Below are 12,821 nucleotides of genomic sequence, written 5' to 3' on the forward strand. Positions count from 1 at the left end.
CTGCATTAGCCATTGATTTTTCAACAAATAATCAAGTTTCATCCATCTACTTACTTTCATGGAGGTTATTATGCAACCATTCTTGAGACAAGCTCCTGCTAAACGCTTTCTGCTGCTCATGCTGAGCTGCCTGCTCGTATTGCCAGCTTTTTTTGTCCCTTCTGCCGCACACGCTGCATCAGATGCCCCTGCGAAGGTTACCATTACGAATACCAATGTGACAGCCGGACAATCAGCAACCGTGCCCGTCATGCTCACAGATCCAGGGGACGGCGTCGGCGCTTACAATATGCAAATCGACTTCGATCCTTCCGTGTTAAGCATCGTCAGCATTACGCCTACACATGGTGAAGTGGCGCCAGAAAACGGCGCTCCATCAGCTACAGGCTATTTTCAGTCCAACTTTGACAATACGGCGGGCTGGGCACGCGCCATCTGGATAGACTCTACGGGCGGAGACTCGCGCATTAACGATCCTATCCAACTGTTCGCTATTGAGGTTAAATCGCTCAGCAGCGAAACGACAGGAACGTATCACCTGACTGTAGATACGACGAACGCTGAGAAATGGGCGTTCTACCGCAGCCCATCGTATACGACGCCTTCTACCGTTGATGGCGGAGAAATCGTCATTTCGAAGGCCAACTCAGGATCTGGTTCAGGTTCAGGTTCAGGTTCAGGTTCAGGTTCAGGCTCTTCAGGCGGAGGTTTCACTACGACTCCTGCTACAAGCACGCCAGCTCCGACAACTACAACAACTCCGGTTATTGTATACATCGACGGCAAGGAGCAGCAATATGCAACGGCTCAAACCTCTGTGCAGAACGGCCGCAAAACGGTACAGCTGGACGTAGACAATGACAAGGTTCTTAAGCAAATCGACACAGCAGGCATTAAAGAGCTCGTGCTTCCGATTCAAGACAGCACAGTCGCTGTCGTCAACGGAGGCTTGAACGGCCAACTGGTGAAGGAGCTGGAGAAACGCGGCGCAACTGTTAAAATCGAGACGCCTGCAGCTAGCTACACCTTGCCTGCGAGCGACATCAACATTGATGCGATTTCCGCACAGGTCGGTACAACGGTGAAGCTGTCCGATATTAAAATCATCATCTCTATTACCGCAGCAGACAATGCAACCATCAATACTGTACAAAGCCAAGCGTCCAAGCAAGGCGTAAGCGTCGTTGGCGCTCCGGTAAACTTTGAAGTCATTGCGCAGTACAATGGACAAAACATCAGCATTGGCCAATTTAATCATTATGTAGAACGCTCGATCGCTCTGCCTGCCGGCGCAGGCGGCTCGAAGATGACAACGGGCGTCGTGCTTGGCGAAGATGGTACGCTGCGTCATGTGCCAACCTATATTTCCGTAACGGGCAGCACGTATTTTGCAAACATCAACAGCTTGACGAACAGCAGCTATGCGGTCGTCTATGCGCCTGCTTCGTTCAAGGATGTTGAAAATCACTGGAGCAAAAATGACGTCAACGATCTCGGCTCCCGCCTGATCATGAAGGGCGTATCGAGCACGGAGTTCGCACCGAATGCTTCCATTACACGCGCTGAGTTTACAGCAACCCTGCTGCGCGCACTTGGTATTCACAAGGCTTCCGGCAGCACTTCGGTTTCCTTCTCCGATGTAAAGACAGGCAGCTGGTATGAAAATGAAGTGAAGCTTGCTGTAGCAAACAAGCTGATCAGCGGCTATTCGGACGGAACCTTCCGTCCAAACGGTTTGATTACCCGTGAAGAAGCGATGATTATTTTAAACCGCGCTCTTGCGATTACAACTTTGCCAACCGTCAGCGATGCTGCTGAAATCGACAGCCTGCTGGCTGTTTACGAGGACAGCTCCTCGGTGTCGGGATATGCGAAAGCCGCTGTTGCCAGCGCTTTGAAAAACGGCATTGTGCAGGGAGCTGACGGTTCCCTGAACCCAGATTCCAACGTGACCCGTGCCGAAACGGCTGCTATTGTGAAGCGCCTGCTCGTCAAGGCTGGCCTGATTAACGGCTAAGCTGCTAGCAAGCTTGTTATAAAGCTGTAAGATTCTGAGCTTGGAATCTTACAGCTTTTCAAACTCAGCCGCTTGAATTAGACAAGCTATTCGGAATAAAGGAGACTTAAGACAAATGAAGCATTCTTTGCGTAAAATGGCTGGTTTTTCACGAAGCAAAGGTCCCTCGCTATTGTTGTGCACCGCTGTACTAGGAACAAGCTTGTCATTGTCAACCCTGGCGCATGCAGCATCTGGACCATCGAACTACTTCCTACCTGTTGTAAACAACGATATTCAATGGGTCAAGCCTACTTCTAATTACAGTCCTGTCCCTAGCTCGGGATCGCAGATTATTACGTACGACTCCTCCATTATGCTGGATACGACGAAGCTGTTCCCTCAGGCAGCCATCATCACTACGTTAACCGCTTGGTCCAGTGATACAAATGTCGCATCGGTTAATGTGCAGCTGCCTTATATAGACGTTGAAATTTTAGCTGCTGGAACGACTGAAATCAGAATTGAAGGCGTTACAGCCGGAAATGAAAAGCTGACCGAGCATTTCCGCGTGACGGTAGACCGCTTTGCGGATACGAACAAGGATGGCATGGTTACAGCAGCGGATGCGTTCCTGATCGCTAGAGAGATAGACCGGAATACCGTCCTGACCCCAGGCGACGCCAATCTGTACGATATCGACCGCGATGGCAGCATCTCCATGGCAGATGTCGCGGCTCTGATGAATCTCTACACCGGGAAAACCGCCCTTAACTCAACTGAAAAATATATCGTCACTTTAAGCGCCATTGACGATGCTCCTGCTGTGTACAACACTTCCTTAAGTGTCGACTCATGGGTGTCTGGCAAGACGGCTACTGCGCAATACAGTTATTTTGACGCCGAAAATGATGCCGAGGGCAATACCCGCACGAAATGGTTCCGCGGTACTCAAGCTGACGGCTCTGACCGGGTGGAAATCATCGGTGAAACGGCGACTACTTACAGCCTTCAGCAAGACGATGTCAATTATTATGTGTTCGCAGAGGTAACGCCGGTTGCCGCATCAGGCGATCTGCTGACGGGCCAGGCCGTCCTCTTGAAGTCAAATGCTGCCGTAGCAAGCGCTGCTCCTTTCATTGTAAGCCGCACCCCTGTAAACGGAAGCGTCAATGTCAATCAATATGACGATATTGTTTTTACATTTAATAGAGACATTTCCGCCGTTGCTGGTAAAGAGATCAAATTTATTGATACCTCAACTAACAGTGAAGTGCTGAGCTTTCCAGCCGACTATCCGGCTCACGTTATCATTAGCGGAAATACGGTTACCCTTAGCGGTTTAACCATTTTCCTGCCATCCGATACACAATTCAGCATTATCATCGATGATGGCGCCTTCGAAGATATCGACGGAAATGATTTTGCAGGCGTCTCACTTTCTGAATGGATGTTCACAACCCAATATGTAGGTTAACAGTGTCAAGACTATCGAAGATCAAAATACCCAGGCCCCACACATCTACCCTTACTATCATGGAGGTTATTATGCAACCATTATTGAAGCAAGCTCCTGCAAGACGCCTTCTGCTGCTCATACTGAGCTGCCTGCTCGTATTGCCAGCCGTTCTTCTTCCAACTGCCGCACACGCTGAATCTAGCGCCCCTGCGCAGGTTACGATTACGAATACCCGAGTTGCAGCTGGACAATCAGGAAGCGTGCCTGTCATGCTGACGAGTGCTGGCGATGGCGTTGGTGCTTATAACATGCAGCTCGATTTCGATCCTGCTATTTTCAGCATCGTCAGCATCACGCCTACCTATGGTGAAGTTGCTCCAGAAGACGGCAGCCCCTCTGATACGGGCTATTTCCAGTCCAACTTCGACAATACGGCTGGCTGGGTCCGGGCGATCTGGATCGATTCCACTGGCGGAAACTCGCGTATTCATGACCCGCAGCAGCTGTTTACTATTGAAATTAAAGCGCTTAGCAGCGAAACGACAGGAACTTATAATTTGACTGTAGATACGTCCAAAGATGAAAATTGGGCCATTTACCGCAGTTCCTCTTATAAGGTGCCGTCTACACTGGCAGGCGGAGAAATTGTCGTTTACAAGGATTCTCCGAACAATCCAGATCCAGGCTCCGGATCGGGCTCAGGCGGCGGTTCCACAACACCGGCACCTGCTACAAGCACACCGGCGCCGACAACAACATCGACACCGGTCATCGTCTACATCGATGGCAAGGAGCAGCCGCAATTTGCGACTTCGAAGTCTTCTGTACAAAATGGACGCAAATCGGTACTGCTTGAAGTAGACAACGATAAAGTAATCAAGCAAATCAGCACTTCCGGCATTAAAGAGCTGGTGCTTCCGGTTCAGGATACAACTGCCGCTATCGTGACCGGCGAGCTGAACGGCCAACTGGTGAAAGAGCTGGAAGGTCGTGGAGCTTCCGTTAAAATTCAAACGCCTACGGCTACTTATACGCTGCCTGCGAGCGATATCAACATTGACAGCATTTCCGCACAGGTTGGCGCTTCGGTTGCCCTGTCGGATATTAAAATCACGATTTCCATCACAACAGCCGATGGCTCCGCGGCAAGCGCAGTAAAATCCCAAGCCTCCAAGCAAGGGCTGAGCGTTGTTGGAACGCCAGTTGACTTTGAAGTCATCGCGCATTACAACGGCAAAAGCATTGTCGTTAACCAGTTTAATCATTATGTAGAACGTGCGATCGCTCTTCCTGCCGGCTCTGACGGCACAGCGATTACAACGGGCGTAGTGCTTGGTTCTGATGGCACCTTGCACCATGTACCGACCCATATTTCCGTTACGGGCAGCACGTATTGGGCGAGCATCAACAGCTTGACGAACAGCAGCTATGCGGTCGTTTATACCCCGGCTTCGTTCAAGGATGTTGAAAATCACTGGAGCAAAAATGACGTCATCGATCTCGGCTCCCGCCTGATCATGAAGGGCGTATCGGGAACTGAATTTGCACCGAACGCTTCCATTACTCGCGCTGAGTTTACAGCAACCTTGCTGCGCGCGCTCGGCATCCATGCCGCTTCCGGCAGCACAGCGGTTTCCTTCTCCGATGTGAAGGCAGGCAGCTGGTACGAAAATGAAGTGAAGCTCGCGGTTTCGAGCAAGCTGATCAGCGGCTATTCGGACGGCACCTTCCGTCCAAACGGCTTGATCACTCGTGAAGAAGCGATGATTATTTTGAACCGCGCCCTTGCGCTTACCTCACTAGCACAAGTCAGCGATACCGCTGAAATCGACAGCCTGCTGGCAGCCTACCAAGACAGCGCATCGGTATCAGCTTCGGCTAAAGCCGCAGTTGCTGCTGCTTTGAAAAACGGCATTGTCCAAGGCGCCGATGGCGCTCTGAACCCGGATTCCAATGTAACCCGGGCAGAGACCGCTGCTATCGTGAAACGCCTGCTTGTCAAAGCTGGTCTAATTAACGGTTAAGCTTGATCTGCATGATTTCAATCCGGCTGCAAAATTCTATCGCTAGAATTTTGCAGCCTTTTCCTTCGACTTATTTCGACAATAAGATTCAGAATCCGTTCAACCGCTTGTTTTACAATAAAGGCAATATCTCATCAACCCTCTTATAAGGAGAACTGGACGAATGAATAATTATTGGCGTAAAATGACTCATTTCTCCCGCAGCAAAGGACCTGCGATTATTTTGTGCGCGACTATGCTGGGGACCGCTCTGCCACTGCCAAATGGAGCGAATGCCACTCCGGCCACCTCCAACTTTTTCACCCCGATCGTCAACAAGGATATTCCCTGGATTAAGCCTTCCTCGGATTCTACCACCCCATTTGGTGCGGCTATCGAGCATCACGGCTCCCGTATTTCCTTGGATGCAAGTGTGCTGTTCTCCGGTGTTGCTGGCCTTTCCCAGCTGACAGCCTCGTCCAGCGATTCCGCCGTTGCTACGGCAAATGCTTATCAGCTTTATACAGAATTAGAGATTATATTGGCGGGGACAACTACGATTACGCTTGAAGCGCAAACCCCAACGCTTGAAAAACTGACGGAGCAGTTCCAGTTGACCGTAACCCGCATCGGGGATACGACTGGCGACGGTGTTGTCACTGCTGCGGACGCCCTGTACATTATGAAGGTCGTGAACAGCGGCGCTGTACTGACGCCGGAAGAGATTAATCTGCTCGATATTAACCGTGACGGCGTTGTCACCGCTGCGGACGCAACCAAGCTGCTAAGCAGCTATGCGGGCAAAGGCTCCTCGGCAACCAGCTCCAATTACATCATCACGCTCAGTTCTATCAACGATGCTCCTGTGCTGCACGGCGCTTCGCTCGCTGGCTTGCTGAAAGCAGGCGAAATGATGACGGTGCAATATAATTATTTTGATGCTGAAAATGACGCCGAAGCCGCTTCCCGCTTCCAATGGTACCGCGGCACGCAGGCAGATGGCTCGGACCGCACGGCCATTGCCGGCGCAACTTCGCCAGCCTATCCCGTTGCGTCTGAAGACGTCGGCTTCTACTTATTTGTAGAAGCTACACCAGTTGCGGCGGCAGGCACAATCGATGGGCAATCCTTCTTGCTGGCCACCAGCACGGTAGTGCCAGATACGTCCGCACCCTATATTCAGAGCCGGGTTCCAGCTCATTCCGCGGGCGACATTAGCGTAGCTGCCGATTTGGAGCTGACAATGAATAGGCCCGTTACAGCTGTTTCCGGTAAAAAAATCTATATTACAAATACGGCGAATCCGCTTGATGTTTTGGCCTACGATGCAGACGATGCTAGTCATATCATCATAGATGGCAAAAATATATCGATTAAGCATGCCGATCTAGGCAGCGAGACAAGCTATTCCGTCACGATAGACGCTGGCGCATTCATCGATCAGGCGGGCAATACCTTTGAAGGCATCAGCAGTTCTTCAGCTTGGAGCTTTGCAACTGCCGATGTCGCCGCTCCTCTGCTCGTGCAGACCTCTCCTGCAAATCAGGAGCCGAACTATGCTTTGTCAGCCGAGCCTTCCCTGTCCTTTAACGAGGATATTGTTCCGGTCACAGGCAAAAAAATTACGATTCGGCAGGCCTCAGACGATACGGTCGTGCAAACCTACATCGTATCTGAATCAGATCAGGTTACGATTCAAGGCGGTAAAGCGATTCTCCATCCCTCATCACAACTTTTTCAATTCACGAGCATAACTGCTTATTACGTAGAGGTTGAGGAAGGCGCATTTACAGATGTGCATGGCAATGCATTTGCAGGCATCAGCGATGATGCAGCCTGGACGTTCCTGACCGCAGATGCGCGGACGTTAACTGCTGTCGATCTTGAGGATTTGACGGAGGATCAACTGCGAGCTTCCGGCGGGGCTATTTTCGCTGTCGCATTAGAGGAGGATACGTTCGATTCGGCGGCAAACACGGGCGACTTTGAGTTGAACCATGCTCCACAAGGCATGACCATACTCGATGTGTCGCATTTATCCCCCAATGAGATTTGGCTATCGGTAGATTACGATGGCACCGACTTTGATACGGATATTACAAACTTCAGCATTACAGCCAAGGCAAGCGCTTTGACCAGCGGACGCACACTTAAGACTATTGACATGCTCATTAGCGCAACGAATGAGCTGGAAATTACCAGCCTGTCTCCTGCTAACCATGAGCTAAATACGAATAAAAATTTGACGCTTTCGCTTACGTTTAATCGGCCCGTTACAGCGGCAGCAGGCCAAACGCTTACCGTGTATAAAGCATCAGACGATACCGTTGCCGCCAGCATCGCCCTCAATGACCCATCCCAGGTGACGTTCAGCGCCAATATGGCAAATGTCCAAGTTGCCGGGCTCTCAGGCGCGACCGCCTATTATGTAAAGTTTGCTGCCGGAAGCTTTAAAGACAGCAATGGTCTGGCATCGACGGGAATGACCTCGAAGACACAGTGGACGTTTACAACCGCTGCCGACGCTCCGAGCTTTACAACCTCGCCTGTTTACATTGCCGAGTTTTTACTTGAGGATGAATACCGGTCAGCCGTCGAAATTTATAGCGACAACAGTGACCTTACAGGCTATAGCTTGTTTGTTTACGGCCGCAATTCTACCAATGGGCAGTACTACGAGAAGGAGCTAGCGTTTCCTTTCCTCATGCCCAACAATATTACCGTTATTATAGACACAGCATTTTATGATTTTATGGATATAACTTCAGCTGTTTATTTTAATTTTGAAGATAAGTTTGCTCCAGAATGGAATATTACGGTGAGCGGCCTTGCTCTTAAGAAAAATGGCGTGGTCGTTGATGTAGCTGGCGATATCAGCTCAAACGGAGCTTTAACCAGCACCCTGTTCCCAAGCGGTGGTACTATGGTCCGCAAATCGGGGGAAATCGGCAGGAGCTTGTACGATACGAGCCAGTGGTCGTTTTATCCTAAAGGGACGTACCAGTATATGGGGCATCACACACCGTAAATAACGATAACACTAAAAGATGGCTGGCATTGCCTTGAAAAACAACACGGTGCAAGGCTCGTATAGCTAACGGCATCAGACTGGAGTCCGTTCTGGGGACGGCTCCGGTCTCTTTTTTTGCTCCGCCCAAGGTGAAACGGCTGTGGCCGTCCTTTGGCGGCGCGGCGCGTTTCATTCCGAGAAATAGAGAGGAAGGATGGAAAAATCATACTTTCTCTATATTTTGAAAAAAAGCTTGCCAACCTTCACCGAACTAGGTAGAATCGACAAGGATTATAGACATAGAACACTCGGGAGGATCATTGGTTTATGAAAAACCGTCATGCAATTGGAATTATGGATCGCCCTCCGCTAGGGCAGAGCCTGATGCTGAGCTTGCAGCATCTATTCGCCATGTTCGGCTCCACCGTGCTTGTGCCGAATTTGCTCGGCGTCGATCCGGCTGTGTGCCTGCTTATGAACGGAATCGGCACCTTGCTTTATTTATGGATTTGCAAAGGCAAAATCCCCGCTTATCTGGGCTCCAGCTTTGCCTTTATCACTCCTGCCGGAGCGGTAATCGGCCAGCATGCAGCTGGTGAGCCGGGCAATTACGCCGCAGCTTTGGGCGGCTTTATTGCCGCAGGCGTTATTTTCACACTTGTCGCCTTGATTATTCATTATGCGGGAACGGGCTGGATTAACGTCGTTTTCCCTCCTGCGGCGATGGGCGCGATTGTCGCGATTATCGGGCTGGAGCTCATTCCGGTCGCAGCGAAAATGGCGGGCTGGATTATGCCTGACAACTATAAGGACCCGGCAAACTGGACGATGGACGGTTCAACGGTCGCATTGTCTACCATTACGCTGGCTATAACCGTGTTTGGCTCGGTGCTGTTCCGCGGGTTTATGAAGATTATTCCGATTCTAATTGGAATCGTGTCCGGCTATGTTCTTGCTCAATTTATGGGCATGACTGACTTTTCCGGCGTTAGTGAAAGCGGCTGGCTGCAGTCTCCTCAGTTTACAATGCCAGTCTTCCAGTGGGCAGCCATTCTTGCCATCGCTCCCGCTGCGCTCGTCGTCATTGCCGAGCATATCGGCCATTTGGTCGTGACGAGCAATATCGTCGAAAAGGATTTGTCGAAGGACCCGGGGCTGAGCCGCTCCATGCTGGGCAACGGTATTTCAACGATGATCTCCGGCTTCGTCGGCTCCACGCCTAATACGACCTACGGCGAAAACATTGGCGTACTCGCGATTACGAAGGTATATTCGACCTTTGTCATTGGCGGCGCTGCCGTCATCGCCATTGTGCTCTCTTTTTCAGGAAAATTCTCGGCGCTCATTTCGGGCATTCCGACTCCTGTCATGGGCGGCGTTTCCCTGCTTCTGTTCGGCGTTATCGCCGCATCCGGCTTTCGGATGCTTGTGGAATCGAAGGTCGATTACAGCAAGCCGACAAATCTGTTTCTGACAACGGTTGTCATGGTAACCGGACTCAGCGGCGTCACCATCAAGCTGGGCGATTTCTCCATCTCCGGCATGGCGCTTGCGACAGTCGTAGCGATTTTGCTAAGCCTGCTGTTCAAGCTGTTTGATGTGCTGAAGCTGTCCAACGATCATGAGGCATCGGGGCACTAGAACAAGCAGCAAAGCTCGAATTAACTATAAAATGACGCACAAACTAACCATAGTTTGATGCGTCATTTTTACTGTAACATCAAAATTTTTATAGAGGAGAAATGACTATGAAATTCGCATGTCCTTGTTGTGGTTACATGACTTTAGACTATGAACCGCCAGGCACATATGACATATGTGAAATTTGTTTTTGGGAGGATGACGCTGTCCAATTTAATGACCCTGACTTTGAAGGCGGAGCTAATATTGAGTCTTTAAGACAATATCAAAAAGCTTTTTTATTAGGAAGAACTAACCGAAAGCCAACAGATAAAGATAAACGAGATGAAAAATGGAGCCCCCTACCAATGCCTAATGCCCCTGCTCCCCCTCTTACATAGGATAGAAGCAAAGGAGGGAAACCTTTCATGCCTTCATACCGCATTATCGTTGATCTATCTGACCGCAGGCTGTATTTGCTTGATGGCAATACGGTTGTAAACGCCTATCCTGTTGGCATCGGCAAAATGCTGACGCAATCGCCACTCGGCGAATTTACGATAATCAATAAACAAGCCAATCCCGGCGGACCGTTTGGCGCTTTCTGGATGGGATTATCCAAGCCGCATTACGGCATTCATGGCAACAATGATCCTTCCTCTATCGGGCGCATGGTGTCGCATGGCTGCATCCGCATGTACAATGACGATGTTGTCGCTCTCGCCCATTTGGTTCCGATCAATACCCGTGTGACCATTCGGGAATAACGGCTGACCTAGCCGGTCTCCATTAGCGCAGCTGCGGCGCAAGCGATCTGGCGATTGCAGCTGCAAGAGACCGTATCTATAATTGAAGTGTATGAAGAAGACTTAATTACCTACAGTAACCACTGAACATAGCCCTGTTCCCAATAGTCTTTAGAATGGAGACAAACATGATCAAGGAAACCCGTAAAATACTCATTATTGAAGATGAACCCGCGATTTCGCGTATTCAGAAGGATTATTTGTCCAAGCATGGCTACGAGATTGCTATTGCCGAAAATGCCCGCGATGGGCTGCTAATGCTGAAGCTGCTGCAGCCTGATTATATAATTTTGGACATGATGCTGCCCGACATGGATGGCATTGATTTGTGCCGGGAAATTCGCAGCCGCAGCAATGTTCCCATTCTAATTTTAAGCGCCCGCGGCAGCGATACCGATAAGGTTCTGGGACTTGGCTTCGGTGCCGATGATTACATGACGAAGCCTTTTTCATTAAGCGAGCTGCTCGCCCGCATAAATGCTCATTTTCGCCGCTATGACAGCATGCTTCTCCCGCCAGCACCAGAAAACAAGGACCTGCTCTAATTAGGAGCGATTACCATCGATAAGCGGGCTTACCTTGTGACAGTGGATGGACAGACGATCTCCCTCTCCGCTAAGGAGTTTGAGCTGCTTCATTACTTAGCCAGTCATAAAAATCAGGTATTTTCCAAAACACAGCTGCTTGATGCCGTCTGGGGCTATACCTCCTATGGAGAGGAAAGCACCGTCACCGTTTACATCCGCCGCCTCCGCGAGAAATTTGAAGCTAAGCCCTCCGCTCCCGTCTATCTGAAAACCGTATGGGGCGTGGGCTATAAATTCAGCCAGGACGATGGGAGATGAAGCATGCCTTTACGCAATCTACTACATAGATGGCAACGATAATGGCAGTTTTAGTGCGGCTTCATCCTCCATCAGCCTCAATCTGACGATTGTTCAAGGGGGGTACGAGCAGCTTGGTTTTGAAACGATTTCTGGCTACAATCCGCGGCAAAAAAATGAAATTGCCCTCGGTGTAAACGCCGCCCGCAATCTAGGCAAAAGTGTAAGGGATACGGTCGATGCGTATATCGCGGGACATAAACAGACGCTAACCGTCACCGGCATTTATCAAGCGATTGCCAATATGTCCAATTCAGCAAGAGTGACAGCCGATGCGGTAAGAGCTGCCGAGCCTGCTTTTTCCGATATGGATGTGTATTTCATTAATGCCATAAACCCTGCACAGTCAGAAGCGCTTGCCCAGGATTTGAATACGCGTTATAAAGCCTCGGCTACGGTTGTGACACAGCAGATGCTGCTCGACTCCGTGTTCAAAGAAGCAACCGCTATTCTCATCTACCCGATGAGCCTTATGGGTCTCTTGTTTATGGTGGTCACCTTTCTCATAACGTACAGCACCTGCCGCATTCATATGCGGAAAGAGGGCAAAACCTACGGGATTTACAAATCCCTCGGCCTGACCTCATTTCGCATCCGACTCTCCATCACTCTCGGTATCGGGATTTTATCGACGCTTGGTGCCTTGATCGGACTACTCGCAGGCGTTTATGCGCTGCCGCTACTGCTTGAAACGATTTTGTCCGGCTACGGCATCGTCGCTATACCGCTGACCTTCAGCTGGGCTGGCGTGCTCGTCGTCTCGTGCCTGAGCATTTTCTCGGCGGCGCTTGGCTCATGGGCCTCGTCGAAAGCTATTAAACATGCTACCCCACGTATTCTCGTGACGGAGTAGACGTTTGGGCATAGACAGGTATAGACAAATATAGATAGATTTAAATAGATTTAGATAGATTTAGATAGATTTAGATAGATTTAGATAGACATAAATAGGCACAGATAATTGCAAATAGACTTAGATAGGAATAGATGCATCAAAGCTGTAGGCTTACTCGTTCGGATATGTGTGCGGAGTCGAGATGATT

8 protein-coding genes and 1 pseudogene are annotated in these 12,821 nt (G+C 50.0%); all 9 read left to right on the forward strand.

What is annotated here, in order from left to right; genetic code table 11:
* The first annotated feature begins 70 nt into the window (after positions 1 to 70).
* On the forward strand, positions 71 to 2,017 hold the full coding sequence (locus AC50Y5_RS18025; protein ID WP_494862602.1) for an S-layer homology domain-containing protein: 1,947 nt from the start codon (positions 71 to 73) through the stop codon (positions 2,015 to 2,017).
* A 115-nt stretch (positions 2,018 to 2,132) separates the two neighbouring features.
* Positions 2,133 to 3,473 carry an Ig-like domain-containing protein gene (locus AC50Y5_RS18030; protein ID WP_494862604.1) on the forward strand — a complete coding sequence of 447 codons (1,341 nt, stop codon included), beginning with the start codon at positions 2,133 to 2,135 and terminating at the stop codon, positions 3,471 to 3,473.
* A 71-nt stretch (positions 3,474 to 3,544) separates the two neighbouring features.
* The gene (locus AC50Y5_RS18035; RefSeq protein ID WP_056033563.1) at positions 3,545 to 5,479 is read left to right on the forward strand and encodes an S-layer homology domain-containing protein; all 1,935 of its coding nucleotides are present in this window, start codon (positions 3,545 to 3,547) and stop codon (positions 5,477 to 5,479) included.
* Positions 5,480 to 5,642: 163 nt separating this feature from the next.
* Positions 5,643 to 8,486 (forward strand): Ig-like domain-containing protein, encoded by a 2,844-nt coding sequence (locus tag AC50Y5_RS18040; protein ID WP_494862606.1) that lies wholly within the window; start codon positions 5,643 to 5,645, stop codon positions 8,484 to 8,486.
* 309 nt (positions 8,487 to 8,795) lie between these two features.
* Positions 8,796 to 10,109 carry a uracil permease gene (uraA, locus tag AC50Y5_RS18045; RefSeq protein ID WP_494862608.1) on the forward strand — a complete coding sequence of 438 codons (1,314 nt, stop codon included), beginning with the start codon at positions 8,796 to 8,798 and terminating at the stop codon, positions 10,107 to 10,109.
* A gap of 107 nt (positions 10,110 to 10,216) precedes the next feature.
* Entirely contained in the window at positions 10,217 to 10,489 is a 273-nt protein-coding gene (locus AC50Y5_RS18050) for a CPCC family cysteine-rich protein (RefSeq protein ID WP_494862610.1), read from the forward strand.
* A 27-nt stretch (positions 10,490 to 10,516) separates the two neighbouring features.
* Complete coding sequence (locus AC50Y5_RS18055) at positions 10,517 to 10,855, forward strand: L,D-transpeptidase (RefSeq protein ID WP_494862612.1); 339 nt, start codon at positions 10,517 to 10,519, stop codon at positions 10,853 to 10,855.
* 170 nt (positions 10,856 to 11,025) lie between these two features.
* Positions 11,026 to 11,739: pseudogene (locus AC50Y5_RS18060) on the forward strand (response regulator transcription factor).
* Entirely contained in the window at positions 11,729 to 12,631 is a 903-nt protein-coding gene (locus tag AC50Y5_RS18065) for an ABC transporter permease (protein ID WP_494862614.1), read from the forward strand. Before AC50Y5_RS18060 ends, AC50Y5_RS18065 begins: the two are co-directional and overlap by 11 nt.
* The last annotated feature ends 190 nt before the right edge of the window (positions 12,632 to 12,821 follow it).

The sequence above is a fragment of the Paenibacillus sp. JT22N7 genome (assembly GCF_059383875.1).